This is a genomic window from Dehalococcoidia bacterium (assembly GCA_040902535.1).
Classification (GTDB): Bacteria; Chloroflexota; Dehalococcoidia; order DSTF01; family JACRBR01; genus JBBDXD01.
On record JBBDXD010000001.1, the window covers coordinates 74179 to 100309 of the forward strand.

Annotated in this window: 32 protein-coding genes and 1 tRNA gene; 18 read left to right on the forward strand and 15 right to left on the reverse strand. The window is 64.4% G+C overall.

Going from position 1 to position 26131, the window contains the following annotated elements; all coding sequences use genetic code 11:
• Positions 1-7: 7 nt before the first annotated feature.
• A complete protein-coding gene (locus tag WEB52_00345; GenBank protein ID MEX2224876.1) occupies positions 8-1747 on the reverse strand; it encodes a dockerin type I domain-containing protein in 1740 nt (579 codons plus the stop codon).
• Between the two features lie 185 nt (positions 1748-1932).
• On the opposite strand from WEB52_00345, the gene WEB52_00350 reads away from it, so the two are divergent.
• From WEB52_00350 to WEB52_00375, 6 genes are all read left to right on the forward strand, one after another.
• Positions 1933-2433: a MaoC family dehydratase N-terminal domain-containing protein gene (locus WEB52_00350; protein ID MEX2224877.1), complete on the forward strand. Its 501-nt coding sequence runs from the start codon at positions 1933-1935 to the stop codon at positions 2431-2433.
• A 25-nt stretch (positions 2434-2458) separates the two neighbouring features.
• Positions 2459-2887 (forward strand): MaoC/PaaZ C-terminal domain-containing protein, encoded by a 429-nt coding sequence (locus WEB52_00355; protein MEX2224878.1) that lies wholly within the window; start codon positions 2459-2461, stop codon positions 2885-2887.
• 36 nt (positions 2888-2923) lie between these two features.
• Positions 2924-3415 carry a MaoC family dehydratase N-terminal domain-containing protein gene (locus WEB52_00360; protein MEX2224879.1) on the forward strand — a complete coding sequence of 164 codons (492 nt, stop codon included), beginning with the start codon at positions 2924-2926 and terminating at the stop codon, positions 3413-3415.
• A 37-nt stretch (positions 3416-3452) separates the two neighbouring features.
• A complete protein-coding gene (locus WEB52_00365) occupies positions 3453-3890 on the forward strand; it encodes a MaoC/PaaZ C-terminal domain-containing protein (protein ID MEX2224880.1) in 438 nt (145 codons plus the stop codon).
• 96 nt (positions 3891-3986) lie between these two features.
• Positions 3987-4976 carry an SDR family oxidoreductase gene (locus tag WEB52_00370; GenBank protein ID MEX2224881.1) on the forward strand — a complete coding sequence of 330 codons (990 nt, stop codon included), beginning with the start codon at positions 3987-3989 and terminating at the stop codon, positions 4974-4976.
• Entirely contained in the window at positions 4973-5941 is a 969-nt protein-coding gene (locus tag WEB52_00375) for an SDR family NAD(P)-dependent oxidoreductase (protein ID MEX2224882.1), read from the forward strand. Before WEB52_00370 ends, WEB52_00375 begins: the two co-directional genes overlap by 4 nt.
• Positions 5942-5950: 9 nt before the next feature.
• Here the strand turns inward: WEB52_00375 and WEB52_00380 are convergent, their stop codons facing one another.
• Positions 5951-6682: a hypothetical protein gene (locus WEB52_00380; GenBank protein MEX2224883.1), complete on the reverse strand. Its 732-nt coding sequence runs from the start codon at positions 6680-6682 to the stop codon at positions 5951-5953.
• A 313-nt stretch (positions 6683-6995) separates the two neighbouring features.
• Between WEB52_00380 and WEB52_00385 the strand changes: the two genes are divergently transcribed.
• From WEB52_00385 to WEB52_00400, 4 genes are all read left to right on the forward strand, one after another.
• Complete coding sequence (locus WEB52_00385; protein MEX2224884.1) at positions 6996-7418, forward strand: hypothetical protein; 423 nt, start codon at positions 6996-6998, stop codon at positions 7416-7418.
• Positions 7415-7747 (forward strand): DUF5615 family PIN-like protein, encoded by a 333-nt coding sequence (locus WEB52_00390; protein MEX2224885.1) that lies wholly within the window; start codon positions 7415-7417, stop codon positions 7745-7747. The genes WEB52_00385 and WEB52_00390 overlap by 4 nt, the downstream gene beginning before the upstream one ends.
• A 54-nt stretch (positions 7748-7801) precedes the next feature.
• Entirely contained in the window at positions 7802-8800 is a 999-nt protein-coding gene (locus WEB52_00395; protein ID MEX2224886.1) for a tyrosine recombinase, read from the forward strand.
• A gap of 142 nt (positions 8801-8942) precedes the next feature.
• Positions 8943-9233, forward strand: coding sequence for a DUF3303 family protein (locus WEB52_00400; GenBank protein MEX2224887.1), 291 nt, complete (start codon positions 8943-8945; stop codon positions 9231-9233).
• Between the two features lie 51 nt (positions 9234-9284).
• Here the strand turns inward: WEB52_00400 and WEB52_00405 are convergent, their stop codons facing one another.
• Both WEB52_00405 and WEB52_00410 read right to left on the reverse strand, forming a co-directional pair.
• Positions 9285-10028, reverse strand: a complete 744-nt coding sequence (locus WEB52_00405) for an FxLYD domain-containing protein (protein ID MEX2224888.1) — start codon at positions 10026-10028, stop codon at positions 9285-9287.
• A 191-nt stretch (positions 10029-10219) separates the two neighbouring features.
• Positions 10220-11005, reverse strand: a complete 786-nt coding sequence (locus tag WEB52_00410; GenBank protein MEX2224889.1) for an FxLYD domain-containing protein — start codon at positions 11003-11005, stop codon at positions 10220-10222.
• A 306-nt stretch (positions 11006-11311) separates the two neighbouring features.
• Here WEB52_00410 and WEB52_00415 point away from each other — a divergent pair, with 306 nt between their 5' ends.
• From WEB52_00415 to WEB52_00435, 5 genes are read left to right on the forward strand one after another with little or no spacing between them, the layout of a single operon-like run.
• Positions 11312-12070: an ABC transporter permease gene (locus WEB52_00415; protein MEX2224890.1), complete on the forward strand. Its 759-nt coding sequence runs from the start codon at positions 11312-11314 to the stop codon at positions 12068-12070.
• Positions 12060-12884, forward strand: coding sequence for an ABC transporter ATP-binding protein (locus tag WEB52_00420; protein ID MEX2224891.1), 825 nt, complete (start codon positions 12060-12062; stop codon positions 12882-12884). Before WEB52_00415 ends, WEB52_00420 begins: the two co-directional genes overlap by 11 nt.
• Complete coding sequence (locus WEB52_00425) at positions 12884-13699, forward strand: methyltransferase domain-containing protein (protein ID MEX2224892.1); 816 nt, start codon at positions 12884-12886, stop codon at positions 13697-13699. The genes WEB52_00420 and WEB52_00425 overlap by 1 nt, the downstream gene beginning before the upstream one ends.
• A complete protein-coding gene (locus WEB52_00430; protein ID MEX2224893.1) occupies positions 13696-14481 on the forward strand; it encodes a class I SAM-dependent methyltransferase in 786 nt (261 codons plus the stop codon). Before WEB52_00425 ends, WEB52_00430 begins: the two co-directional genes overlap by 4 nt.
• Positions 14478-15341, forward strand: a complete 864-nt coding sequence (locus WEB52_00435; GenBank protein ID MEX2224894.1) for a hypothetical protein — start codon at positions 14478-14480, stop codon at positions 15339-15341. Before WEB52_00430 ends, WEB52_00435 begins: the two co-directional genes overlap by 4 nt.
• On the opposite strand, the gene WEB52_00440 is transcribed toward WEB52_00435, so the two are convergent.
• The 3 genes from WEB52_00440 to WEB52_00450 all read right to left on the reverse strand — a co-directional run bounded on the left by WEB52_00440 (position 15338) and on the right by WEB52_00450 (position 17248).
• A complete protein-coding gene (locus WEB52_00440) occupies positions 15338-16168 on the reverse strand; it encodes a serine hydrolase (protein MEX2224895.1) in 831 nt (276 codons plus the stop codon). The genes WEB52_00435 and WEB52_00440 overlap by 4 nt on opposite strands.
• An 8-nt stretch (positions 16169-16176) precedes the next feature.
• Positions 16177-16623 (reverse strand): hypothetical protein, encoded by a 447-nt coding sequence (locus WEB52_00445; protein ID MEX2224896.1) that lies wholly within the window; start codon positions 16621-16623, stop codon positions 16177-16179.
• A 61-nt stretch (positions 16624-16684) separates the two neighbouring features.
• On the reverse strand, positions 16685-17248 hold the full coding sequence (locus WEB52_00450) for an Lrp/AsnC family transcriptional regulator (GenBank protein ID MEX2224897.1): 564 nt from the start codon (positions 17246-17248) through the stop codon (positions 16685-16687).
• 104 nt (positions 17249-17352) lie between these two features.
• On the opposite strand from WEB52_00450, the gene WEB52_00455 reads away from it, so the two are divergent.
• The 3 genes from WEB52_00455 to WEB52_00465 all read left to right on the forward strand — a co-directional run bounded on the left by WEB52_00455 (position 17353) and on the right by WEB52_00465 (position 20670).
• Complete coding sequence (locus WEB52_00455; protein ID MEX2224898.1) at positions 17353-19020, forward strand: ABC transporter substrate-binding protein; 1668 nt, start codon at positions 17353-17355, stop codon at positions 19018-19020.
• A gap of 92 nt (positions 19021-19112) precedes the next feature.
• Positions 19113-19189: transfer RNA gene (locus WEB52_00460), tRNA-Asp, on the forward strand.
• A 137-nt stretch (positions 19190-19326) separates the two neighbouring features.
• Positions 19327-20670, forward strand: a complete 1344-nt coding sequence (locus WEB52_00465; GenBank protein MEX2224899.1) for an adenylate/guanylate cyclase domain-containing protein — start codon at positions 19327-19329, stop codon at positions 20668-20670.
• Positions 20671-20850: 180 nt separating this feature from the next.
• Here WEB52_00465 and WEB52_00470 read toward each other — a convergent pair whose 3' ends face one another.
• From WEB52_00470 to WEB52_00505, 8 genes are all read right to left on the reverse strand, one after another.
• The gene (locus tag WEB52_00470) at positions 20851-21246 is read right to left on the reverse strand and encodes a VOC family protein (protein ID MEX2224900.1); all 396 of its coding nucleotides are present in this window, start codon (positions 21244-21246) and stop codon (positions 20851-20853) included.
• Between the two features lie 231 nt (positions 21247-21477).
• Positions 21478-22122: a dihydrofolate reductase family protein gene (locus WEB52_00475; GenBank protein ID MEX2224901.1), complete on the reverse strand. Its 645-nt coding sequence runs from the start codon at positions 22120-22122 to the stop codon at positions 21478-21480.
• Positions 22123-22391: 269 nt separating this feature from the next.
• Positions 22392-22805: a pyridoxamine 5'-phosphate oxidase family protein gene (locus tag WEB52_00480; protein ID MEX2224902.1), complete on the reverse strand. Its 414-nt coding sequence runs from the start codon at positions 22803-22805 to the stop codon at positions 22392-22394.
• A 338-nt stretch (positions 22806-23143) separates the two neighbouring features.
• Entirely contained in the window at positions 23144-23305 is a 162-nt protein-coding gene (locus WEB52_00485) for a hypothetical protein (GenBank protein MEX2224903.1), read from the reverse strand.
• 208 nt (positions 23306-23513) lie between these two features.
• Positions 23514-24200, reverse strand: a complete 687-nt coding sequence (locus tag WEB52_00490) for a hypothetical protein (protein ID MEX2224904.1) — start codon at positions 24198-24200, stop codon at positions 23514-23516.
• A 171-nt stretch (positions 24201-24371) separates the two neighbouring features.
• Entirely contained in the window at positions 24372-24638 is a 267-nt protein-coding gene (locus WEB52_00495; GenBank protein MEX2224905.1) for a hypothetical protein, read from the reverse strand.
• 46 nt (positions 24639-24684) lie between these two features.
• The gene (locus tag WEB52_00500) at positions 24685-25140 is read right to left on the reverse strand and encodes a hypothetical protein (GenBank protein ID MEX2224906.1); all 456 of its coding nucleotides are present in this window, start codon (positions 25138-25140) and stop codon (positions 24685-24687) included.
• A gap of 105 nt (positions 25141-25245) precedes the next feature.
• Positions 25246-26130 (reverse strand): ParB N-terminal domain-containing protein, encoded by an 885-nt coding sequence (locus WEB52_00505; protein ID MEX2224907.1) that lies wholly within the window; start codon positions 26128-26130, stop codon positions 25246-25248.
• Position 26131: the final 1 nt, after the last annotated feature.

The window sequence follows — 26131 nt, forward strand, 5'->3', positions numbered from 1 at the left end:
CGGCCGGCTAGCAGTTCATCCCGATCGCGCGCAGTACGACGAAAAGATCGCGGACGTTCACCCGTCCGTCGCCGTTGAGGTCATAGCGCAGGTTGGGCTTCTTCTTCCCCATGGCCCGCGCGACGGCAACCAGGTCCGCGACGGTGACGCGCCCGTCGCCAGTGACGTCGGGGCAGTCTCGAGCCGGCGTCGCCGTCGCGGTGCGCGTGGCGGTCGACGTGCGTGTCGCCGTTGCCGTCGCGGTGCGACTCGGCACCGCTGTGCGCGTGGCTGTTGCGGTCGCCGTGTGAGTCGGCGTCGACGTGCGCGTGGCTGTTGCGGTCGCCGTCTGAGTCGGCGTCAACGTGCGCGTGGCTGCCGCTGTCGCCGTGTGAGTCGACGTGCGTGTGGCAGTCGCCGTCGCGGTGTGAGTCGGCGTCGACGTCGCCGTGAGCGTGGACGTCGGTACCGGCGTCCACGTCTCCGTAGCCGACGCGGTCGCTGAAGCGGTCGATGCGGGCGTCACCGTGGCGGTACCGATTGGCGTCGGCGTTTCCAACCCGCGCACGTCCACAGGCGCCGCGCCGATCACACCCTGCACCTCGACGCCGCGCGCCGTGCCCGTCGCGTCGTTTGTGAACGTTCCGGGTGTAATCCCGACACCCACGTCGAAACTCTGCGAGACGCTGTCGCCGGCCGGGATTGTCGCCCGATCGAACCATCCGATCGACGTTTTCGATACGGACGGGTCGAACGCGTACGCACCGACGCTTGAGCCGGGCACATACGTGAACCCGGTTGGGAGCGTGTCCTCGATCGAATCGAGCCGCACCGCGAACGCGTTGGAGTTGTGCACTTCGATCGTGTAGCCGTTCGTGCCGCCCGCGTCGGACTGCGTGCTGTCAGCGGTCTTCGTCATTGTCAACGCGCGCACGTTCGCGAACCGCGTCCGATGTGAGAACGTCGCAGATGCGCCCGCGTCCAGCGTCCGGCGCCAGTTGATGCCCACGGCGTTGTCCGCTGGCGACGTGCACGCACAGGCGTCGCTGAGGTCCAGTCGTTGGTTGATCGATGTCCACAATGTGGCCGCGGCGCCCGCAAAGTAGTGGTCCGCCGCCGTGATCGGCTCCCAGGCGGTGAACCGCTCTACCGGCGAGTTGTTCGCGGTCGTCGCGCAGCCGGCTGCTCCCGTCGATGCATCGGCGTAGCCGAATCCCAGGTTGGATCCGCCGACGAAGCAGTTGCCGGCACGGTAGAGCACGAAGCTCTGGCTCGTCGCCGCGCTGTTCTCGACGGTCACGTCCGTCCGATAGCCGTCATCGCCGGCGACGTACGAATCGACCTGCGTGATCCTGAGGCCGGTCGTACCGGCATGCACGACCGTAGTGATGATGTACGGGTCGCCCGCCGTGCCGCTGCCGCCTGCCGAAGATTGCGAATCCGGTGTGAACGTCGTGTACACCAGCTGTGTGGCGCCGGTGCCGTCGTGGCTGAAGACATCGGGCGCGAATAGCGTCGAACCAACGTTCAGAAACGTGCCGCAGTCGGCGAGCGGGATCGACTGCGGGAACATCGCCTGCTCCGGCACATTCGAGAGGCCGGCCTGGCAGCTGAGGTCGCCGCCAGCGTTGATCTGCTCGATGGGGCCCGCGCTCACGATCGACTGATAGGCTGGCGGCGCGGCCTCGGAGCGCGGGAGCAGTAATCCAGCCGTCGCGACGATCGCCGCAACGGGCAACAACAGCAGGACGACACGCAGATGCAACATGCACGCTCCCCCTGTGCATGCCGCCGCCCTCCCCCTCTGTTGTCGATCATCGGCCCCAATTCGCAAAGATGTTGCCCGGTTCGGAGCGCGTTGACACTCGCAGGGGCCGGTGCTATGTTCGATTTTGCTAACCCTGACGTGTACGTGAGACTTGCATGCCGCGCTCGCGGCCCGAGGTGCACCCCATGACCCAGGAGGCCAAGCAATCCGTCATCACCGATGAAATGCGTGCGGCGGTCGGCGTCGAAGGCCCGCCTGCGACGCTCGACGTCGAGAAGACCAACTGCCGCATGTTCGCCCGAGCCGTCGGGCACACCGATGCCGTCTTCTACGACGATGCGGCCGCGAAGGCGCGCGGATATCGCGGCATCGTTGCGCCACCCGGGTTTCTGGGTACGCCGATCTTCAACCCTGCGCGGGCGCCCGGCGCCCCAGGCGAGATGGGTGGCCGCGGCTACACCATCCCGTACAAGCGCGTCCTCAACGGCGGCACGGAATACGAGTACTTCCCGGAGAACGACGTGATCTGCGCCGGCGACACCATCACCGCGCGTTCGAAGGTCACTGGCTTCGACGAGCGCGAAGGCAGCCTCGGCCCGATGCTCATCACGACGCGCGAGACGACGTACGCCAACCAGCACGGCAAAGTCGTCGCGAAGATGTACGGCACGGTGATCCAGTACTGAATGCGAGTCGAAGGAGCTAGAGACGATGCCGCAGGTTTACTTCGAAGAGATCAAGGTCGGCGACGAGATCCCGCAGCTCAAGAAGAACTGCTCCACGCAGCAACTCGTGCTGTGGGCGGCCGGCTCGGGCGACTTCTACCAGATCCACTATGACAAGGACTTCGCGCAGCGCACCGGACTGAAGGGACTGATCGTGCACGGTGCGCTCAAGAACGCCTTCTTGGGCCAATTGCTGCACGACTGGGCCGGCGAGCACGGCCACGTCCGGAAGTTCGGCTGTGCCTATCGCGGCATGGACGAGCCCGATCAGGACATCCTGTGCCGCGGCGTCGTCACGAAGACCTACCAGGACGGCGGCAAGAATTACGTCGAGCTGGACGTATGGACGGAAAAGCCCGACGGCGCAAAGACGTCTCCCGGCACCGCCGTCGTCACGTTGCCATCGAAAAGCTGATCGCGCACGGGCGCGGCGCACCACAAGAGAGGACGCATGGCCGAAGACTTCCAGATCACCGATGAGATGCGCGCCCAGATCGGCAAGGAAAGCGAGCCCTGGGAGTACGAAGTGACAACCACAAGCGTGCGCATGTACGCGCGCGGCATCGGCTCCGAAGACCCCGTCCACTACGACGTGGACTTCGCGAAGTCGCAGGGGTTCCGCAGCATCGTCGCGCCGCTCGGGTACATTGGCACGCCGGTCTACGTGCCCGGCAAGAACGACCCCACATTCGGCTTTCCGCGCCGCGAGGGCGGGCCGCGCCTGAACATCCCGTTTCGCGGCTTGCTCGACGGCGGCACCGAGACCGAGTACTTCGACGTCATCTGCGCGGGCGACGTGCTCGTGGAGACCTCGCACCTCGCGGACCTCAAGCTGCGCGAGAGCGGACGTCCCATGTTGTTCGTGACCAACGAGGCCGTCTACACGAACAAGGCGACAGGCAAGGTCGTCGCGAAGCAGCGCTTGACCTCGATTCACATGTAACCAGCGCGCAGCCATATGCGCAGCAAGGAGCAATCACATGGCGGAACAGAATTACTTCGAAGACGTGAAGGAAGGGCAGGAGCTGCCCCCGATCAAGATCTCGCCCGACAAGCAGCAACTCGTGAAGTTCGCGGCCGGCAGCGGCGACTTCAACCCCCTGCACTTCGACGAGAACTTCCCCATGCTCAAGCCCATGGGCTTGAGCGAGAATATCGTGCACGGCCGCTTCAAGTACGCGCAGGTCGGACGCGCCGTCTTCGCCTTCGCAGGCTACAAGGGCCGCGTGCAGAAGTTCGGCGTCAGCTACCGCGGCATGGACATGCTCAACAAGGAGATCACCGTCAACGGCGTCGTCACCGCCAAGCGCCAGGAAGGCGGCGAGAATCTCGTCGACCTCGACGTCTGGACGGAAGACGCCGAAGGCAAAAAGACGACGCCCGGCACCGCCACGGTCGTACTGCCGAGCAAGTCGTGAGTTCCGCGTCATTCAGAGCCGAAGGCGAAGAATCTCTCCGTTGTTTCTGTGACCAGCATCAGAACTCGTCACAGACCGAGTAATCAGGAGACTCACATGGGTGCGCTTGAAGGCAGAGTAGCCGTCGTCACCGGCTCCGGCCGCGGCATCGGCCGCGGCATCGCCATGCTCTTCGCGCGTGAAGGCGCGAAGGTCGTCGTGAACGATCCTGGCGGCAACGTCGATGGCACCGGCCACGACAACGGCCCCGCCGACCAGGTCGTCGCGGAGATCAAGGGCGAATGCGGCACCGCCGTCGCCAGCTACGACTCCGTCGCCGACGCCGATGGCGGCGAGGCGATCATCAAGACCGCCGTCGACACGTTCGAACGCATCGATATTCTGGTGAACAATGCCGGCATCCTGCGCGACCGTATGATCTTCAACATGAGTGAGCAGGAGTGGGACGATGTCATCGACGTCCACCTCAAAGGCCATTACAACTGCACGCGCCCCGCATCGATCCTCATGCGCCAGCAGCGTTTCGGGCGGCTGATCAACTTCTCGTCGGGCTCCGGCCTCATCGGCAACCCCGGCCAGGCGAACTACGGCGCCGCGAAGTCGGGCGTCGCCGGTTTCACGCGCGTCGTCGCGAAAGATCTCGGACGCTACGGCGTCACCTGCAACGCCATCGCGCCGGCCGCCGCCACGCGCATGATCGGCACGGTCAGCGACCAGTCGCGCGAATTGCGCCAGCGCGCCGGCATCGGCGGTCCCGGCGCACAGCCGCAGCGACGCCCGAACCCGTCGATGCGGGACCCCGAGATGATCGCGCCCATGGTCGCGTATCTCGCCTCCGACGACGCGTGGAACATCAACGGGCAGATCTTTCACGTCGCCGGCGGCACCGTCGGTATCGCCTATCACCCGACGCCCATGCGCACGCTCTGGAAGCCCGCGATGTGGACGCTCGACGAACTCGAAGACCTGGTGCCGCGGCAGTTGATGGCGGGCATCCCGAACCCGGCGTCGCCGCCACCCGATCTCGATATCCCGGGCCGTCCGACAAAGCAGCCCGAAGGCGCACCCGCAGGAGGTGCGGCATGAGCGGCCGCCTTGAAGGACGCACGGCGATCGTCACCGGCGCCGGTCGCGGCATCGGCCGTGGCGTGGCGATGCTGCTCGCCGAAGAAGGCGCGAACGTCGTGGTCAACGACTTTGGCGTGAACGTCGACGGTACCAAGCCCGACAGCGGCCCCGCGGCGGTGGTGGCCGACGAGATTCGCGCGAAGGGCGGCAAGGCCGTCCCCAACTTCGACACCGTCGCGACGATGGACGGCGGCGAGGCGATCATCAAGACCGCGCTCGACAGCTTCGGCCGCGTCGACATCCTGATCAACGTCGCCGGCATCCTGCGCGACCGCATGATTTTCAACATGAGCGAGCAGGAGTGGGACGATGTCATCGCCGTCCACCTCAAGGGTCACTTCGCGACGACGAAGCCGGCGTCGATCCTGATGCGTCAGCAGCGCTCCGGCCGCATCATCAACTTCTCGTCCGTCTCCGGTCTCGGCGGTCTGCCCGGACAGGCGAACTACGGTGCCGCGAAGGCGGGCATCGCCGGCTTCACGCGCGTCGTCGCGCGCGATCTCGGACGCTACGGCGTCACCTGCAACGCGATCGCGCCCGGCGCCGCGACGCGCATGACGGCGACGGTCCCCGCGAACACGGCGCAACTGCGACAGCGCGCCGGCACCGCGCCCGTCGTCCAGCAGCCACGGCAGTCGTCTGTGCCGCCGATGCGCGAACCGGAGTACGTCGCGCCGATGACGGTCTTCCTCGCGACGGACGCCGCCTGGAACATCAACGGCAAGATCTTCTACGTCGCCGGCGGCCGCATCTCGCTCGCGCACGAAGAGGCGGCGTACCGCCAGATCCAGAAAGACGGCATGTGGACCATCGATGAGCTGCGCGAGATGGTGCCGTCGCAACTCACCAACGGCGTGCAGAACCCAGCTCCACCACCGCCCGATCTCGATCTGCCAGGACGACCGGTCGCCGCGACGGCCTAGCGAGTAGCTCTATAGCAGTGCTTCAAGTTGCTTGAGTCGGCGGCGCGCGTACTCGGGCTCAGTCGACCATGAACAGGCAACTTCCCACGCCACGAGAGCACGTCGTTGCGCTGGCAAGAGCAAGTCGAGTTCAGGCAGGTCCAAATCAAGCATGGATGCATCCACGCGCGACTCGTCCCAGTCGATGAACGTCGGCCTACCGTGCACCATAAGCACGTTCGATGATGGATCACCGTGAATCGCAGACATCGGCTCATTCATCGCCGCGCGCCACGTCTGTCGACAGGCCTCCACCACGCCCGCAGGCATTCGCGTGAAATCAACGTCGCCACCTCGAGGGTGCAACAGGAGATCGCGCGTAGAAGCGAAGCCGGGTCGTTGAGCCCAGTCGCGTGTTGACTGATGGAGTTGAGTCAGTGAATCGCGGACCAATTCCCAGTCACGCTTCGACTCAGGCGTCACACCGTCAACCCACTCGAAGATGACAATAGATCCCGCATGACGTCGGCCATTCATCGTCCTCACGACTCCCGGGGTGCGAACGCCAGCAGCGGCCGCCGCCGCCATCAGGTCAAGCTCCCAATCCAGCGCCAGGGGCGAACGACGGCTTAACCGCGCAACCCCCGTCTTGCCCTGGATCTTCAGCATCCACGACAGGTTCCTCGCGCCTCCGGTCATCGGTTCGAGCAGCTCTGCTTGCGTCCCCCAACCCGTCAGATCGATGCGTTGACTGCCGTTCAAGTTGCAGCTCCTCGCGCCCATGGTCGTCACCGCGACCGCCTGTGCGATTATCGATGAAGGCGCGCCACGCCCTACTATGCCTGCGCCCTCACCAACATCGCATCGCAGAAGACGGCTCTGGCGAGCGGCTTTCGGCCGGTGTGCTCTGTCGCGACGGCCGTGCCTGCCGGGATGGGCCTCGCCTGAACCACGCCGTCTCGGTCCCGGGGGTTCCGCATCTTGATCGCGCTAGAGGCCAAGGCCGCCCTTGACCGGCGCTCTTCAGGCCGGTTATCTTGCAATGCAATACGTCGTATTGCGTCAGGAGGTTTCGATGCCACGCTCCACCACCAGCCTCAGACTCGACGACGACCTGCGCGAGCGGCTTGGCATTCAGGCCGAATCCGAAGCGATCTCCCTAACTGCGCTCGTGGAGCGGCTCCTGAGAGAGGGACTAGCCGTAGCCGAGCATCCGGGCATCGTATTCAAACCGGGGCCGTCGGGCCGTCGCGCGGCGCTCTCCAGCGGCCCTGATGTCTGGGAGATTGCCGCAGCCATACGGCGGCTCTCAGGCTCGGAAGCCGGCCGCGTCGCCACCATCGCCAAGGAATTCGGCATCCATGAGCAGCAAGTCGCGATCACCCTGAACTACGCCGCCGCCAATCGTGAGGAGATTGATGCTCGTATTGCCGCCAACGATCGCGCGCTCGATGAAGCAGAGCGTGTGTCATTTGAGCGCAAGCGCCTTCTTGCGTGAGGTTTCTTGTTGACTCTATGTTCCCATCCGACATTGCCAGCGACCTCAATGCGCGTGGTCATGACGCGGTGACGCCAGATGACATCGGCGCGCATAATCTGCCCGACGATGTTCTCATCGAAATTGCGACGGCGGAGCAGCGCGTCATCGTGACGGAGAACGCGAGCGACTTCGCTCACGTGACGACCTGCCCCGTCCTGTTCGTCCGTAAGTCGTGGTGGCCGCCGAAGGCGCTCGCCGCCGGCCTGGCGGCGGCCCTGGATCGCTGGGCGGGGATGAACGCGGATCCAGGTTCTTGGCCCCATTGGCTCGAAGAAGAGTTCCGCTGACGTCAGGGTTTCCCCGCATAGCGCCGGATCGCCCACCCGTGCGAAGATCGCACTATGAAGGCCCCTGCCTCTGCTTCTACGCCCGCCCAGGCTGCGATCGACCGCCTCCTCGAGCGCTACTTCGCCGTCCTGCAGGCCGAACACAACCTCTCGCGCTTCACCGTGCGCAACTACGCCAGCGACCTGCGCCAGTTCTTCGATTGGCTCGCCGATCGCAGCACCGACCCATTGAAGCTCACCCGGCAGGCCTTCCGCAGCTACCTCGCGTCGATGATCGACGCCGGCAACGCGCAGGGCAGCATCGCGCGACGGGTCAGCACGACACGATCGTTCTACAAGTGGCTGCGGCTCACCGGCGCGCTCACCGACGATCCGCTCGCGAACGTCAGCGGCCCGAAGCGGGCGCGCCGCCTGCCGAAAGCGCTCACGCTCGAAGACATCACGAACGTCATCGCCGCGGCGGATGGCGAACGTCCGGCTGACCTCCGCGACCGCGCGCTGCTCGAGGTGATGTACGCGTGCGGACTGCGCGTCAGCGAAATATCAGCGCTCAGCCTCGGCGACGTCGATCTCGAGCAGAACGCCCTGCTCGTCCATGGCAAGGGCAACAAGCAGCGCGTCGCCGTCATGGGCGAGCCCGCCCGCCGCGCGCTCGAACGCTACCTGCGAGACGGCCGCCCTAAAATCGTGCGCACCCCGAAGGCAGCGAAGCCCGGCGTAAAACCTGATACACACGCCGTCCTTCTGAATCGCAGCGGCGGCCGCATGTCGCAGCGGCGTATCCAGATCCTCGTCCGCAACTACGCGCTCAAGGCGGGCCTCGACGCGCGCGTGCATCCGCACCTGCTGCGTCATACCTTCGCCACGCACATGCTCGATGGCGGCGCCGAGCTGCGCGTCGTGCAGGAGCTCATGGGGCACGCCAGCCCCAACACGACGCAGATCTATCTGCACGTCACGGAGGAACGCCAGCGCAAAGTCCTCGAAGGCTCGCTCGACGGCATCGCCGAAGTCGAGATGGCGCGCCGCGCCGCCCGCAAGCAGCGCGACTGAGAGCCACGCTCACTCCAGCCTCCAGCCTCCAGCCTCCAGCCTCCGGCCTCCAGCGTCTGACCTCCGACCGTCGGGCCGTCGCAGTTCCACTTCGCGCTATGCTTTCATCAACATGTCAATCCAAAACAGAAGGAGCCAGAAAATGCCCCTCTACCTCACCGAGCACAAGCACTCCGCAGAGACATGTCCCACGAAAAACCGCGACATGATGCTCATGCTCGGGCAACACGTCACGCAGGAGACCGCGGACAAGTTCGGCATCAAGATCCATTCCGACGTCGTGATCCCCGGCGAGCACCACATGATGATGGTGCTCGAAGCCGACTCGCAAAAGCCGATCGACGAGTACATGCAACCGTTCTCAATGGTCGGCTCCGTCGACGTCAAGGAAGTCCACACCTGTGAGCAGGTCGTAGCCACCGCGACGTGCTGAGGGCGCACCGGCCGGTGCGCCCTCAGCAGTGATCTCTCAAGTGAAATCAGATTACGGTGTAGCCGTGGCGGTAGGCGTCGCCGTGTTCGTCGGCGCAGGCGTCCCTGCATCACCGACGGCGATGTCTTCCTCCGAGCCCGGTTCCACGGGCACGTCGTCCTCCAGGCCATCGGCCCACACGTCGACCTCGTTCACCTGGTCATCGTCGTCCGGCACGGCGATGTCGATCGAGAACTGCGCCGATTCGTTCTCCGCCAGGTCGTCGATCGTCGTGTCCTTGCCCGTCGTCACGACACGCCCATCCTCGTTCCAGACCACCGCGCAAACGACAGGCTCTTCCAGTTCGTCGTCGTCCTCGTTCGTGACCGTGCCTTCCACCGTCAACGTCGTGCCGTCCCGTTCGGCCGTCACGTCGCTCAGCACGATGTCACCGTTTTCGACGGTACCGACGGTGAAGTTTGGATCCTCCGCCAGGTTCGCGAGCCGCGCGAGCCCGATCGTCGTCGATTCGTCCGGCAGGCTGCTTGTTGCCGAGAAGAAGTCGGAACCGCCATCAGGCAACGAGCGCAGGCACCCGTCGACCGTGAAGCTCTGGACCACCGCACCGTTGCTGTTCAGGAATGCGATCCGGTAGCGGTGCTGCAAGATGTTGACGCCGGAGTCATTCTGCAGCTCACCCGCGAATACGTCGTTATCGTCGATCGTCGTGAGCGACTCGTTCGTGACGATGCAGGTCTGGGCCATAGCCGCCAACCCGATCGCCGCAAAGATTCCTAATGCGAGAATACGCTTCAAATCAAGCCTCCCTGGTAGATTCGCATTCAGGTTATCCGCTCGATCCGTAGATTCCGCGTTGCAGCCAATGTCAGGGTTACGCCGCCGTGCCAGATGTCGAAGTTTGACGCGGGCGCGCCGGGTCCGGAGCCCACAATCGAAGACCGAAGTGAAACACGGAGCGGCGCCTCGTAAGGCGCCGTCGCGCACCGCTACGGCGTCGCAGTAGCTGTCGGCGTTGCCGTGTTCACCGGCGTACTCGTCGCTGGCGTCCCCGTGACCGTGGCAGTCGCCGTTGCGGTGGGCGCCACCACCGTAACGACCACATCACCGAGGCTCGACGGTTCCACGGGATCATCGTCCTCGAGTCCGTCCGCCCACACGTCTACCTGGTGTACGAGCTTCGAACTGTCCGGCACCGTGATTGCGATGGTGAACGTCGAAGCCTCGCCCTTGGCGAGATCGTCGATGTTACCGACCTTCTTTGTCGTGATGACGCGATTCTCGTCGTTCCACACGGTCGCACAGACGACCGGATCCTCCAACGTGTCGTCGTCGTTGTTCGTGATGGTGCCTTCGATCGTGAGCGTCGTGCCGACGCGCACCGCCGTCACCTCGTTGATAACGATCGCGCCGTCCTCGACTTCGCCGATCGAGAAGCTCGGATCCTCCGCTGCATTCGCCATCCGCGCGAGTCCGATCGCTGTCATCGACGCCGGGAGGCGGCTCGCCGCGGAGAAGAAGTCCGAGCCGCCGTCCTGCAGCGAGCGAAGACACCCCTCGACGGACACTGTCTCAACGACGGCGCCGTTGCTGTTGAGGAACGCCACGCGAAACCGATGGTTCAGGATGTCGACGCCCGAATCGTTCTCCATCTCGCCGGCGAACGTATCGTGCTCGCCGATCGTAGTCAGTGACTCGTGCGTCACGACGCACGTCGCGGCCGTCGCCGCCAGCGCAATCGCCGCCAATAGCGCAACCCCTACAATTCTTCTCACGGTGTCCTCCCCGTTCGCGCGAGCCGAAACTACCCCGCCGACCGTCACCCGGCTCCATCCTCAATAGCGAGTCTCTCATTGCCGGAGCCAAAGTACCAGCGCCCGGCGTCACATAGCTTGTCATATGTCGGGCTTTCACTCCGATGACCCGCGGTTGGGAATAGGTTCAGGCGGGTCCCGACGGCCACAGCCGCTCGTAACTGGCGCTTCCTGGTTTGAACGGCTCTCCCGAGCCGATGTGTGATACCCTACGCCTTCGAAGACCGGCGCGTCTTACGACGGGGGTGAGGACCTATCAACCGCCAGGTGCGCAGAGCCTACGAACTGCTCTACCTCCTCACGTTTCGCGAACTCAAGCTCCGGTATCAGGACACCATCTTCGGTTTCCTCTGGTCCCTCGTGCGCCCGCTGCTGCAGGGCGCCGTGCTCTTCGTCGTGCTGAGCAAGTTCATCCGCATCGACGTCGAAGATTACGCTCTGGTGTTGCTCGCCGGCCTTTTTCCGTGGACGTGGTTCCAGACGTCGCTCGTCATCGCTGTGGGCTCCTTCGCCTCCAATGGCGCCCTGATCAAGAAGGTCTACTTCCCTCGCTTCGTGCTGCCCCTGGCAACCGTCATGAACAATGGTGTGCAGTACGCGCTTTCGATCCCGGTGTTGTTGATCCTGCTGCTGTTTCAGGGCTATACGCCGAATTGGACGTGGATCGTGGGCATCCCGTATCTGCTGGCGGTGCAGGCGCTGCTGATCATGGGTATCGTCCTGTTCATAGCCTCGCTCGACGTCTATTTCCGCGATCTGGAGCACCTCACAGACGTCGTGGTCGGGCTGATCTGGTTCTACCTGACGCCGGTCATCTACCCGCTCTCTATCGTGCCCGACAAGTATCATGGCTGGATGCTGCTCAATCCCATGGCATCGCTCATCGAAGGCTGGCGCGATCTGTTCCTCCAGAACCAGCTCCCCGGTGCGGATCTCTGGCCGGCGCTCGTCTTCGCCACCGGCATGGCCGCGCTCGGCACCTTCTCCTTCAAGCAAATGGAGGGAGGATTCGCCGATGCGCTCTGACATCGGCGGCAACGTCGCGATCGCGCTCGAAAACGTCTCCAAGCACTACTCCCTCTCACTCCAAAAAGAAGCGACCGATTTCAAGACCATGCTGCTGCACCTGCCGCGCTTCCTTTCGAGCGCGAGGCGCCCATTCGTCGCGCTCGACGATGTAACCCTGCGCGTCCACCGCGGCGAGAGCCTGGGCATCATCGGCCCAAACGGCTCCGGGAAGAGCACCACGTTACGCGTCATGGCGCGCATTACGCCTCCGACATCCGGTAACGTCGTCGTCAACGGGCGTATTTCAGCACTTCTCGAGCTGGGTTCCGGGTTCCATCCGCAGATCAGCGGCCGCGAGAACGCCATCCTCAACGCCGTCCTGCTCGGACTCACACTGCAGGAAGCACGCGATATCCTCCCGGAGATCATCGAGTTCTCCGAGCTTGGCGACTTCATCGACCAACCAATGCGCACGTACTCGTCGGGAATGTTCTTTCGCCTCGGCTTCGCCGTCGCTGTACACGTCGACCCGGAGATCCTGCTGATCGATGAAGTGCTGGCCGTAGGCGACGCCGAGTTCCAGAAGAAGTGCATGGACCACATCCACCGGCTGCGCGCGAACGGCGTGACGCTCGTGCTCGTGACGCACGACATGCTCAGCCTGCCGATGTTCTGCGACCGCGGCATCCTGCTCGAGCACGGCCGCATCACCGACGAAGGCACACCTCAGCAGGTCGTACACAATTACCTCGAGCGCGTCGAGAAGCTGCTCGCGCTCCGCACCGAGGAGCAGCAGCGTCTGAAGATGCAGCAGACGGCGGTGGCGCAATGATGGTGCGCGTCGACTTCACGGGCCGTGCCCGCCAGGCCGCGCGAGCGATCCGCGTCGGCGCCCGGCGCGAGCCCGGTATCGCGCTCGTCGCGGAGGCCGGGCCCCATCTTCCGTTCAAAGACGGCACGGTCGATGAACTGTTCGTCGGCCGCGCGGTCGCGTGGCGCACCGATATCGCGGCGACGCTCGACGAGCTATGGCGCGTGAGCAAGCCAGGCGCGCTTATCCACCTGACGCTTCCGCACGCTTCGTCCGTGATCGCCGCCTCCCGCGACGCTCATCCGCGTCCGCTCCTCACGCTCAACACCTTCAACTACTATGACCCGCGCCTCAAGCCTGCCGATGCGCCTCGCACCGCATTCGCCATCGAGCGCGCGCGCCTTCGCGTCGCCGGCCGCCGCGGCGACGACACAGGCCTCGCGCTGGCCCGCGGACCCTTTGCGCAGTTCATCGAGAAGCTTGCGAACGGAAGTCGCGGCTCGCAGTATCGCTTCGAGCGCTGGTTCGCGAACCTCATCGGTGGCTTCGAAGAGTTCGATGTGGCGCTGGCCGTGATCAAGGACGTTGAGAAGCATCCGGAACGATCAGCGCGGCTGAGCACAGCGCGTGCCTCCGCGCCATCACGCCCGCCCCTCTCGGACGAACACGCCGCCACCGTCGACCCCAACGGGTTGCGCGTCACGAGCGATGTCGCGCACGAGGCCGCAGCGGTCGAACCGGACGCCGTCGATCCGCTGCCCAACGCCGCGCCCGCCGAGACCGGCCCACCGTACGTCTCGCACCCGTCCGGAGATCGCGGAGAACACGTGCCTTGACCATCGAGACGCAGACGCCCGAAGTCGATCTCGACTACTCGATTGACGACTTCACGCCCAGCGCCGACCGTGACTCGCAATATCTGTACCGTGCGATCGAAGACATGATGCTCGAACTGGCGACTGCAGTCCGCGGCGGCCGTGTGCTCGATATGGCCTGCGGCACCGGCAAGAACGCCATGCGCATCGCCGAGCGCGGCTGCTACTCCGTCGGCGCCGAAGCATCGACGGAAATGATCGGCGTCGGCCGCTGGGTGATGCCCGGGAGTACCGCCCGCATGGTGCGCAGCATCGCGGAGCAAGTTCCGTTTGCCGACGATTCGTTCGACCGCGTCATCTGTCAGGGCTCCCTCGACCACTTCGCGGACCCCTATGCCTTCATGCGCGAAGCGGCACGCGTCATCAAGCCCGATGGTCGCGTCGTCATCGCGCTCGCGAACTTTGAGAGCGTGTCCTGTCGCATCGGACGCACCGTCGATCGCGTGAAGCGGCGTCTCGGGCGGCCGCGTCCTCCGTGGCGGCTCTACTGGCAGACACCCGAGGACCATAACGTCAAAGGCGACTTATCGTACGTGCGCACGCTCGGCGCGGACGCGCTCGCGCTCGACGACCTGTTTGGCATCTCGCTATTCTGGCCCGTGCCGGGATACGGAAAAGCCCTCAACGTCATACCCGAGACGTTCGCGTCGACGATCTGGCGCGGCTTCGACCGCATCGCGCGAAACCGGCCTCAGGACTCCGACATGATCGTTTCCGTGTGGAAGCGTCCCGGCGCCCGATGACCTCCGGACGCATCGACCAGGACTTCGACGCACATGCCGTCTTCTCGTTCTCGGCCATTCCCGAGTCGCCGGCGATGGCGAACCGCGCAGCGCGCGTCCGCCGCTGGTTCGTCATCGCGTTCGTCGAAAGTTGGCTCGCCGTTGCCCTGTACCGCACAAAGATCAGGCTCCTGGGAATCCACGCGCCCATGCTGCCCGGCGTCTGCGATCTCCTATCACGGACGTTGTTCGGCGTCCAGATAGGAAACACGGTCCAGGCGGGTCCGGGACTGATGATCACCCACGGCCATGTCGTCATCGACGGGCGCACGAAGATCGGCCGGCACTGCCAGGTGAATCCGTGGGTGACGATCGGGCTCTCCAACAGCCGCAAGCTAGGATTCAGCGTCGATGGTCCGACGATCGGCGACCACGTGCACATCGGCACCGGCGCGAAGGTCCTCGGCCCCATAACGGTCGGCGACTACGCGCGGATCGGCGCTAATGCCGTCGTCGTGCACGATGTGCCGGACAACGTCACCGTCGTCGGCATCCCGGCGCGCATCATCGGCCTCCGCCACGTCGTCGACGAGATCGTCACGAACGGCGCACCCTCGGACGAAAGGCTCGCCGCCTACATGCGCGGCGAAATCATCGAGTACCGGCTCCATCGCCAGTCGCTGCAGACGCTCGTCGATACGCTGAGCCGGTCGTTCGAACTGGGTTCGCCGCACCTGCGTGATGCCGCGAAAGAGCGAGAGGAGGACCTCATCTTCCTCGACGCGGTCGCGGCGGCCGGCGGAGAACCCACGCAGCCGGTCATCGAGGCGCTCGAAGCCGTCGACGCCGCGCTGTCGCCGTTCGCGCGCGTGCCCGTCTAGGCGGCCAGCGCGTCCCAGGCTGCCTTGCCCAGCCGCCCGAGTATGACGTTGCCTTCCGAGGCGCGACCGCTGCCCGGCCTCGTGCTGCCTTCGCAGAACGGGCTCATCGCGAAGAAGCCGCGCCGCCCCTTGAAGATCGATCCGCCGGCGCGCACACCTCCGCGGTCGGCGCCGCCCTTCTCGGCTACCCACGCCTGCTTCGGATCGTCCCCGAGCGTGTTCATCTCGTTCCACGGCAACTCACCCGAAAGCTCGTGCCGGTAGTCCTGCCGCCGCAAGATGCGCAGCATGTCCTCGTCAGCGTCCGCTGTCACGCACTCATGCCGCCCGATCAGCGCGAGGAGTTTCGTCATCTCGCGCGCCGTCGTAAGGTTCCTGCCGCGTGCGCCCCGGCTCCCCGCATCGCCGCAACGCTGGAACAGCCGCGTGTCTCGCAATCCGTGCCGCTCCATCTCGCCGTTCACCGCATCGATACCCACCAGGTCGAGGCACATGTTCGTCGCCGTATTGTCCGAGATGATGATCATGAGCGTCGCAGCATCGCGCACCGTCATCTCGACGCCGAACGACATGCGCGCGAGCACGCCCGAACCCAGCGATCGATGCTGCTCTTCGTAGCGTAGGCGTTCATCGAGCCGCAGCCGTCCGTCTTCGACCGCGCGATACAACGTCACGAGGATCGGCACCTTTGCGAGCGAAGCCGGGGGCATCGTCGCATCTTCGTCACGCCCGATGTGCGCGCCCGACCCGAGGTCGGTCAGCGCCCAGGTGCACGTGCCCGTGTGCGCGTCGGCAATGGCGTTGAGCCTGCGTTCAAGCTCTTGCATCGCCGGCGTCACTTCACCAACCCGGCTTCGAGCTCGGCCTGCGTGTATTCGACCTGCTCGTCTCTAAGCGAAGGGTCGTACGCAGGATCGGGGTAGTTCACCAGCCAACCCTCTTCGTCGCCGATGTTCTCGAGCCCTGTCGCGACGTTGTTCGGGATGAACAATCGCTGCGGCTGTGCTGCGTCAAGGATATGCTCCTCGCGCCGCCACTCTGGCCCGCCGCTGTAGAGGATGATCTTCATCCGACCGCGCACGCACACGTAGCGCGCCGCGCGCACACGATGCAGATGGTAGCCCTTGAACGCGCCGGGCGCCGCCGCCGTCAGGTACGCGACGGTCTTCTCACCGTCTTTGAACAATTCGAGCAGCCAGCCGTTTTCCGCCCCGTCATGGTCGGATGTCGTGACGCGCTTCGCCGCCTCAGTGGCGATCTTCTCGATCACATCGTCCTCCACTCAGGGCATCATCGTGCGGCATGCGGCGTCGGGCCGGAGTTTAGTGTGAACGACGAAGATCTTACGAAGCCGTCGCCACGTGCGCCGCACCGCGGCCCGTGCGCGCCGTCACGGTGCCCGGGAACATGCTCCGCACTGGCTTCAGGATGATGTTCGTCTCTGCCTTCACGATGCCGGGTATCGCCGCCAGCGTCTGCGTCATGAAGTCAGTGAGATCGTCGTTGCTGGGGAAAAACGCGAGCACGATGATGTCGGCGTTGCCGGTCGTATACCCGACGTACACGACGCCCGGCGCCTGCGCGATCTGCTCCGCGATATCCGTGATGCGTGCCAATTCGGCCGAAATGCTGATCACGGCGGCCGTATTCAACCCCAGCCGCGCCGGATTCGTCACGCCGACGATGCGCAGCACGTCATCGCGGATCAACCGCTCGATGCGGTTCCGCACCGTGCCTTCCGAAACGCCGACGGCCTCCGCGATCTCCCGGTTCGTGGCGCGGCCATTCTCCTCGAGAATGCTGAGAATGTGCTGATCGACGGCGTCGGGCTTCTGAAACGGCAACTGAATGCCCCCTGCGCTGACGGATTGTGACGGCACGATAGAGGCGCCCCAAGACAGTGTCAAGCCGCCTCCAAGCTTGACAGCCCACGCGCGATCCCGTTCGATGTACCGTCCCGCGAGCACATCCGTGTACCGTCTCGCTTGCATCAGAAAGCCGCTGGCTCAACATGCCCCACCCCCGCCCCGGCGCACGCGCGCTCACCACGCGCCTCAGCCGCCGCGACCTGTTGCGTCGCTCCGCCGCCGCCTCAGGCGCGCTTGCGGCGATGACGCTCGTCGGCTGCAACGAGGAGGACGGTGGCGGCGTATCGACGCCTCCTGCTGAGGCCGGCGGCACGCTGCGCTTCGCGACGTCGTTGCCAATCTCGTATGGACTTGATCCGCACGTAGAGCGGGCCACCGGCCTCGCGATCTTCCCGAAGATCTACGGCTACCTGCTCCATGTCGACCCGCGCGACGACGCCGTCGTCTACGATCATGCTTCCGGCTATGAACAGCCAGACCATACGACGCTGATCGTCAAACTCCAACCGAACATCTACTTCCACGACATCCCGCCCGTCGGCCAACGTCGCGTCACCGCCTCCGACGTCGTCGCATCAATCGAGCGATTCCGCGATAACCCGCTCGTCACTGACAAGACATGGCACACCACCATCCTCGACCGCGCCGAAGCAACCGATCCTGAGACCGTCCGCATCACACTGAAGCGGCCATACACATACACGCTTGGCGAACTCGGCGCTCTCGCTGCGGGAGCCATCATCCCGCGCGAGTTGATCGAGCAAAACGAGAACATCGCCATCAATGCCATCGGCAGCGGCCCCTTCCGTGCCGAATCTCTCGACGTCTCGAGCGGCGCGGCGCGCATCGTCCGCAATGACGCCTACTTTCGCGCTCCCGCTAACGTCGATGCGATGCAATGGCAAGTGTTTGATGCTGGATCACGTCTCGAGGCCTTCCGCCGCCGCGACGTCGATGTCATCCCGAACCGCGACAAGAACGAAGCGCGCACGCTCGCCGAATTCTCGGATCAAGTTGACGTCGCGTCCGAACCGAGCCTCGCGTACCTCTCCCTGGGCCTCCGCGTCGATCGCCCACGGTTCACCGACGAACGCGTGCGCCGCGCGATCGATATGCTGCTCGACCGCGATGAACTGATCCGGGAAGTGGCGTTCGGCGACGGTGATATTCTCGGCCCGGTCAATCCGCGCCTGTCCGACGGTTTCTGGTCGCTGCCTCGATCGGAAATCGCGGCCTCGCGAAACGCCACCATGTCTGCCGACGAACGGATAGCGGACGCGATGCGCCTGCTGGCCGCAGCGGACGCCGCGGATGCCACCTTCGCCCTGCAGGTGCGCGACCTTCCGGACCTGGTCGACGTGGGGGCGCTCGTGCGCAATCAACTGATGCGCGGCGGCGTCCGCGCCGAAGTGCAGGTGCTCCCCGAATTGCAGTGGTTCCTGAACTTCCGCGGCGGCCAATTTGACGCGACGCTGATCAGCCACCTGCCGTACGAATCGCCCGACTACCCGACGCGCTTCTTCTACTCGAAGGGCATCGATGGAAAGGCCAACATGTTCGGCTTTGGCGACGCCGCGATCGACACCCGCATCGAGCGGTCCTGGGGTCAGACCGGCGAGGCGCGCCGCGAAACGTTGCTCGACGCCCAGCGCCTCATGCTCGACGCCCGCCCGATGCTCCAGCTATTTACCGGCACCGGCTATACGTCGGCGTGGAACTACGTACGGAACCGAGGGCGCGCGCACCTCGGCAGCATGGCGCAGTATCAATACGAGCAGTGGCTCGCTCCCGGCGCTCCCGGCCGAAGCTGATGCGTTTGACACCCTCGCGCGTCCGTCCGTAGAATGTCTCTGCCCGAAGATGCCCGCGCATGCGGTGCTTCGGGCGTCATTACGTCGAGCGCGGCCCCGTGGTGTAGCGGTCTAACATGCCACCCTGTCACGGTGGAGATCGAGGGTTCGAATCCCTTCGGGGTCGCCACTATCACACTTCCCATCGGCTCCGGGTCGTCGGCCACGGGCGTGCCGTACCTACGCGCCCTACTGCGCTACCGTCCGTTTCGCATGAGGCATCGCACGCCGTTGTCTAGCTCGGTTGGCGGATGTAGGCTGCGCCCGATGGATCAACAGATCCGCTTCTGTACGACCAGCGACGGCGTGTGCATCGCGTACTCCGCTGTGGGTCAGGGACCGCCGCTGGTGAAGGCGGCAAACTGGCTCACGCATTTGGAGTTTGACTGGGAGAGTCCCGTTTGGCGACACCTCTTCAGCGCGCTGGCAGAGAACCACACGCTGGTGCGCTACGACGAACGGGGCACGGGGCTATCGGATCGTCAGGTCGACGAGATCTCGCTGGAAGGACTCGTCCGCGACCTCGAGGCGGTGGTTGATACGCTCGGCCTCGAGCGCTTCGCGCTCCTCGGCATCTCTCAGGGCGGCCCGACGGCGATGCAATATGCAGTGACTCATCCCGAGCGCGTTAGCCACCTCGTTCTTTACGGCTCATTCGCTCACGTCGGAGCGGATGAGCGCGGTGCCGCGCTCGCAAGCGCGATGCGCGTAGGTTGGGGCCAGGACAATCCAGCGTTTAGGCAGCTTTTCACTACCCTCTTCATCCCGGGTGCCAACGGCGAGCAGATGGCCTGGTTCAACGAGCTCGAACGCGTTTCCGCCTCCCCGGAGACGGCGGCCAGGGTTCTGGAATCAATTGGCCAAATCGACGTGCGCAATATCCTGCCGGACCTACAGGCGCCAACGATTGTCATTCACCCTAAAAAAGACGCGGCGGTGTTCTTCGAGCGTGGGCGCGAGATGGCGGCACTCATCCCCGGGGCGCGCTTCGTGCCCATGGAAGGCAGTAACCACTACATCCTCGAACAAGAGCCGGAGTTTGAGACGTTCCTCGACTTGCTCGAAGGATTCCTCGGGCATAAAGCCGTGCGATTACGCGCGAATCGCGGCGCGCCCGTGACCGTCATGTTCACCGATCTCGTCGGTCACACGGAGATGATGCAGCGGCTGGGCGACGAAAGGGGACGGGAAGTGCTCCGAGAGCACGAGCGGATGACGCGCGACGCGCTGAAGCAGTACGGCGGGACCGAGATCAAGACGGATGGCGACAGTTTCATGGTGTCGTTCGGCAGCGTCACGGCCGGGGTGGACTGCGCGATCGCGCTCCAGCGCGCGTTTGCGGCGCGCAACGAAGGTGGGGGCGAAGCGCTGCACGTACGCATCGGCCTCAACGCTGGGGAACCGGTGGAGGAGGAAGGCGATCTGTTCGGTTCGTCGGTCATCCTGGCGGCGCGGGTGGCGGCGAAGGCTTCTGCGGGCGAGATCCTCATTCCGGAACCGCTGCGGCATCTGCTCTCCGGCAAGACCTACGTCCATGCCGACCGCGGGGAGACGCTGCTCAAGGGCTTCGAGGATGCTGTGCGGTTGTACGAAGTGCGCTGGCAGTCGTAGGGACGACCCTCACAACAGTGATGCCCCACCGCCTCAGTCTCGGGTCAATCTTCGTGTGTCTTCGACGGCCCCCGTTCCCCTTCTGGGGTCGCCAGTTCACAACATGAAAACCGGCCCCGAATGCGGCCGGTTGTGTTTGACGACCGCGGCGACACGCGTTGGGTCTGCGCGCGGCTTCGCTCAGGCAGGGCCAAGCAAGTCCCATCGGTTGCCCGCGATGTCGACAAAGAGTGCGAACCGACCGTACGCCTCAGTCCGAGGCGACGACAGAAACTTCACACCAGCCGACACCATGCGTTCGTAAGCCGCGTCGAAGTCGTCGACCCGCAGGAAGAATCCTACCCGCCCGGCTGTTTGGCTCCCGACGATCGCACGTTGCTGTTCGCCATCCGCTCGCGCGAGAAGGATGCCCGTCTGGGCACTCGGTGGGCGCACGACGACCCACCTTTTGGGACGCCTATCGTTAGATAGCGACGGTGCATCCTCCACCAAATCGAAGCCGAGCGCATCGACGAAGAAGGCAATCGCGGGGTCGTATTCGTCAACCACGATTGCGATGAGTTCCAGAAACGGCACGGCCACAGCACACCTTAGCGTCGCTTCGTCTACCAACAATGCCCTTCCACACGTCCGAGCTTTGGAGCGATGAACGCCGCCGTTCGTCGCTCATCGCGGCGCCCGCGTAGGAACGACTTTGATGCCCCATCGTTTAAGCCTGGGTCAACCTTCGCTCGCTTGTGTCTTCGACGGCCCCCGTTCCCTTCGGGGTCGCCACTCCATACACACGGGGACCGGCGCACCGGCAGATCAGCGCTTGGCGATGACCACGTGCGTCGCCTTCGCCGTCGCGGTGTGTTCAGTCCGCTCGTAGCCCAACGACGGCAGGTCGATACCCGTCAGCAGGTGCTCACCGGCGCCCAACAAAACGGGTGAGATCGCGAGGTGCATCTCGTCGATCAGTCCAGCTTCGAGATACTGCCTGATCGTGCTGACGCCGCCGCCGACAAGAATGTCGCGCCCACCTGCGGCTTCGCGCGCCTGTTCGAGCGCTGACTGAACGCCGTCTGTTACGAAGTAGAACGTCGTGCCACCATCCATCTCAATCGGGCCATGCGTGTAGTGCGTGAGGACGAACACGGGCACGTGGTACGGTGGGTTGTCACCCCACCAGCCCTTCCAGCTTTCGTCTGTCCACGGACCGCGGACCGGACCGAACATGTTCCGACCCATGATCCACGCCCCGACATTCGCGAATCCTCGCGCAGCGAGATCGTCATCAATACCGGACGTGCCGTCCTCTCCGCCGTGCATGCGCTGAAAAGTGCGCGTCGGGACGAACCACTCGTGTAGCCCTTCGCCTCCGGAACCGAGCGGCTGCTCGACGCTCTGGTCAGCGCCGGCACCGTATCCATCCAGTGAAATCGAAAATGATGTCACGCGGACCTTCGTCATCCAACACCTCTTCATCAGCTTCGGCTGCCAGATCACCACAATCGATCCTACACGCACACGGGCCTTTGCCTCATCGCAGGCCGCATCCGCGTCGGAGGTACGGCGACACTTGCAGCGGGAAGCACCGGGACGACCGTCATGCGCCATCGGCGTATGCGGGGGTCGTCAGGCTCGCCGGAGTGTTGCTGGTAGCCCGAATCCCTTCGGGGTCGCCAGCCTCTTCTCGCAGCAACGAAGCTTCACGGCGCTGTTTGCCTGGACTTGCTGAGTTAATCAGCAAGCCAACGGCCGTCCACCATCACTGAGCGATCGTCGTCCTCCTCCCGCCAGGCATGAATCGTACGTGGCGTGAGCCGGATATAGATGTTCCTGCCTGAACGTCTGGCATCGAACCCAGCTGCCTCGGTGTGTGCATCAGCTAATGCATCGTCCGCGTCAGTCTCGACGAACTCCAACGTCCCCTCGATGATGACAACGTCTCTCGTGGGCGGCAACGCCATGCGGGCAACGCCTGCACGACGAAGGTTCCGAGCGGTCTTGCTTCGCTTCGGGGTGGCCAACGTTAGGCGAGAGCCGTCCCAGAAAAAGGACAGCGGGATCAAGTACGCATCGCCTTGTTCGCTCGCTGACGCAACCCAGATGTCTTTTTCCGTACCGGGCACCATGCGCAGCTGCTCCAGCACATCTGCCTTCCGCTGTGCAGGGCTTCTCATGCTTCCACCGATTTTTCTGTACTGGCACTCACTCTCAGCCGGAGTTTGACAGCCGCCATTGTAGGCTATGCCCGAGAGGGTGTTGAGCAGAACCACCGTGATGCCCCGGTGCTTCAGCCTCGGTCAATCTTGGGCCGTTGTGTCTTCGACGGCCCCGTTCCCTTCGGGGTCGCCAGCTTCATACTCCGCCCGAGCACCTTCAAAGTCGCTACCACCTCAATCGATCGTCGGTTCATTCGCCGTCGGGCCAGTGCGCCGCGCATACCAGCCGGGCGCGAATGCGATGCTGGCGAGGGACAACAGCACGATCACGCCACCACCGACCGGGAAGAGCCCAATTCCAATAATGAGTGCAACGCAGAGTCCAGCGACACGCTTGAGCTTCGCGCGAACACGGTCGCCGCCAACGCGATTAAGGCCATCAAGGCGAGCATGAAACTCACCACGTAGATGGTGCCGAGGGCATCCATGCCAAGTCCGTCTGCGACGGCGTTGACGAGGCCAACGACCACCGCCGCTGCCGCAGCGAGGTGGGCAATCTTCCGGACGACTTCGATCCGTCGTGGAGCCGCGACCGCGCGTAAGCGTCACTAGGGCGGAATGGTGGCGGTGAACGATCCCCGACGACGGGCGAACTCGTGACGCGCCCAGCAGGCTGAACAACGAGGCACTGAACGGCTAACGAGGCACGACTACCAGACCGGTCATGAGGGGCCTGTACGTCCCTCGAGTGTTGGTCGGGTCTTGGGCAATCCAGAACCAACCGCGGACGGTCCGGAGATCCGCCGGTGCATCATCAAGATGCATAAGTACGTAGTCCGGCGCTGAACCCAACCCTCCGGGAATGGGCGTGCCCTGATCGTTGTAATTCTGGAGTGGGTTGCTGTTTGCCGCGATGACTTTTCCGGCCGCGTCGTATCCGGCGATGCAGGCATTGAGGTTGAAATACTCGACGCCAGATTCATTCCTGATGTCCATGCGGAGAGTAGCCCGCCCCTGGCTGAACGACGCGCTCGTGCCGAGCAGCCGGATGCGTGGGTCAGGGAGGCCAGCGTCGGAAGCGGTCCCCCCGACCATGCGGACATCGAACGAAGCCGACGGCGGCAGATTCGGACTGTCGAAACAGATGTCGAAGAACGTCTGGCTGTGCGGAGGTAGTTCGGGTGGGCATAGCGGAGCGTCCTGCTCCGCAATCACGCTTCCGTCGCTGCGCAGGAGCCGGCCATGAATACGCATCGAGTGGCCCTGGATCTCGGTGTCGTTGTAGATCTCGCCATAGATGTGCGTATAGCCGTCAGCATCAACGCGAACGCTCGTATTCTCAACGCAGCGAGCGCCCAACGCTGCCATAGCAATCAGGGCCAAGATTCCTAGCATTGCGGCACGCCGGACTGTCACTGACGAACTCCTTCATCGACGTCGAGAAGGCGCATGGGGCGTCGATGGGCCCTCGCGTTGGTCGGCTGTTTTGAGCTTGGTCACCGAGAGGATAGTCGATTGATCGATGCGACGCTTGGGGCGGCTTGCGCTAGGCGGTCAGCCCAATACCCTTTGCGCCAGCGCCCGCGTGATGCCGAGCGAACGCTCGTGGTCGATTGGCAGGTCCCAATTGCCGATGAACCGCAGCAGTTCTTCCTTCGTCTCGACGATGCGTTGCTTTGGGTCGTCGAGGTCGCCCCGGAAGCTCGGCTTCATCGGGTCCTCGCCGTTGAACTCCTCGAAGTACTCAGCAGCCACGGTCTCGACGGCGACGAGTTGCGTCCAGTACGACGCCAGCGCCTCACGTATGATGTACGCCACCACGCGCGCGGTCTCCTCGGTCCCATTGGGTTCGTCAGGTAGGTCGCAGTCAGGTCGAAGGGGAGCGTGAACTGGCAGCCCCCGCGTGTGATCTTCCGGACGAGATCGCGGTTCCGCCGCAGTGCCGCGACCTCGTCGGCGTCCTCGTCGGGATACACGACGTAGCCGCCGAGGCGCGGCTTGCTCTTCCGCTTTCCGCGTTCGCTCTTGGTGATCGGTTCGGGCATGCCTCGTCGAGGTAGTTGCCCAAGATCCACAGGTCGCCGGCATGCCGGTGTGTTTCCTCAAGCCAGTTCAGCCGCAGCTCTGCCTGGGTCACCTGTTCCTTCAGAATCCGCACGCAGTCCGCCAGTTCGCCGTTGACGAAGCGGATGATCGCCATCAACCGCTCGAACTCTCGCTCGATGCCCGCTGGCACCGGCTGCTCGTAGGGATCGGTCGTCACGCCGTCCTTGAAGTCGTGCAGAAACAGCATCGCCCGCTCGTGGGCGCGAAGCGCAGGCATCAATCGGTCGAGCCCGCCTGTCTGCCGTCGTCATCGCCTCTTCTCCAGCCGCGGACCAAGGGCGCCCTCCACGCGCGACAGCCGCTCCTCCAGCTCGCCGACTTTCTAACAGCTTGGTCGCCGTCTGCGCCAGGTAGGCGAGCGTGCGGGCGCGAGCGACCTGCGCTTCGGTTTCTTGCCCTCGACCCAGCCGTAGAAGCAGGCTCGTGCTGCCAGAGGTAGTGGCTGTGCGTCAGCACGCCGTGTTCCTTCGCCCAGATTATCTGCTGGTGCACGAGCAGCCCCGCCTGCTTCCAGGCTTCCTCGACGAGCGCCTGCCTGCGGCGCGTGCCACTGGTAGATCGCGGCGTTCGGGACCAGGTGCGGCAGCGCGGCTTTGAGGAACTTTGTGAAGAACTCGACCGCCGCCTCCGGGTCGGTGTAGTCGTCCCAGTGCTTGTCCTTGGTCTTGCGGCTGTTCGTCTTGCTCTGCGGATGGTTGCCGCCCTGGTAGTCCACGAGATACGGCGGGTCCGTCGCCATGAGTGAAGCCTTCGCCCCGTCGAACAAGCGCTCCACCGCGCCCGTGTCGGTGCTGTCGCCAATCAGGAGCCGGTGGTCGCCCATGGCCCACAGCTCGCCACGTTGGGCGCGCGGGGCGGAGCGGGCGGCGTCCAGCGCCTGGTCGAGGTCGAACGCTTCGACCTGCTCCTTCTTCTCCCGCACGTCCAGAGACCGCAGCAGCTTGTCCAACTCGTCCTCGCTGAAGCCCGAGATCGTGAGATCGACGGACTCGATCGTCGAAAGGTCCGCGACCATGCGCGCAAGCAGCTCCTCATCCCACGTGCCGCTAATTCGGTTCAGCGCCAAATTCAAGACGCGCGCCTGCTCATGCGTCAGGTCGAGGTAGATGACCGGCACGTGGGGTGATCCCAGTCGCCGTGCGGCGAGCAGCCGCTGGTGGCCGCCGACCACGCTGTTGTCCTCGCGCCGCGCCAGCATCGGCTGCACG

Bases quoted from the DNA above. Each gene is read 5' to 3' on its own strand.
- WEB52_00485 (MEX2224903.1), bottom strand. From the start codon at position 23,305: ATGGATGCCCTCGGCACCATCTACGTGGTGAGTTTCATGCTCGCCTTG.
- WEB52_00355 (MEX2224878.1), top strand. From the start codon at position 2,459: ATGCCGCAGGTTTACTTCGAAGAGATCAAGGTCGGCGACGAGATCCCG.
- WEB52_00395 (MEX2224886.1), top strand. From the start codon at position 7,802: ATGAAGGCCCCTGCCTCTGCTTCTACGCCCGCCCAGGCTGCGATCGAC.
- WEB52_00385 (MEX2224884.1), top strand. From the start codon at position 6,996: ATGCCACGCTCCACCACCAGCCTCAGACTCGACGACGACCTGCGCGAG.
- WEB52_00345 (MEX2224876.1), bottom strand. From the start codon at position 1,747: ATGTTGCATCTGCGTGTCGTCCTGCTGTTGTTGCCCGTTGCGGCGATC.
- WEB52_00455 (MEX2224898.1), top strand. From the start codon at position 17,353: ATGCCCCACCCCCGCCCCGGCGCACGCGCGCTCACCACGCGCCTCAGC.
- WEB52_00465 (MEX2224899.1), top strand. From the start codon at position 19,327: ATGGATCAACAGATCCGCTTCTGTACGACCAGCGACGGCGTGTGCATC.
- WEB52_00400 (MEX2224887.1), top strand. From the start codon at position 8,943: ATGCCCCTCTACCTCACCGAGCACAAGCACTCCGCAGAGACATGTCCC.
- WEB52_00500 (MEX2224906.1), bottom strand. From the start codon at position 25,140: ATGCCTGCGCTTCGCGCCCACGAGCGGGCGATGCTGTTTCTGCACGAC.
- WEB52_00435 (MEX2224894.1), top strand. From the start codon at position 14,478: ATGACCTCCGGACGCATCGACCAGGACTTCGACGCACATGCCGTCTTC.
- WEB52_00360 (MEX2224879.1), top strand. From the start codon at position 2,924: ATGGCCGAAGACTTCCAGATCACCGATGAGATGCGCGCCCAGATCGGC.
- WEB52_00365 (MEX2224880.1), top strand. From the start codon at position 3,453: ATGGCGGAACAGAATTACTTCGAAGACGTGAAGGAAGGGCAGGAGCTG.
- WEB52_00425 (MEX2224892.1), top strand. From the start codon at position 12,884: ATGGTGCGCGTCGACTTCACGGGCCGTGCCCGCCAGGCCGCGCGAGCG.
- WEB52_00350 (MEX2224877.1), top strand. From the start codon at position 1,933: ATGACCCAGGAGGCCAAGCAATCCGTCATCACCGATGAAATGCGTGCG.
- WEB52_00370 (MEX2224881.1), top strand. From the start codon at position 3,987: ATGGGTGCGCTTGAAGGCAGAGTAGCCGTCGTCACCGGCTCCGGCCGC.
- WEB52_00420 (MEX2224891.1), top strand. From the start codon at position 12,060: ATGCGCTCTGACATCGGCGGCAACGTCGCGATCGCGCTCGAAAACGTC.
- WEB52_00475 (MEX2224901.1), bottom strand. From the start codon at position 22,122: ATGACGAAGGTCCGCGTGACATCATTTTCGATTTCACTGGATGGATAC.
- WEB52_00440 (MEX2224895.1), bottom strand. From the start codon at position 16,168: ATGCAAGAGCTTGAACGCAGGCTCAACGCCATTGCCGACGCGCACACG.
- WEB52_00375 (MEX2224882.1), top strand. From the start codon at position 4,973: ATGAGCGGCCGCCTTGAAGGACGCACGGCGATCGTCACCGGCGCCGGT.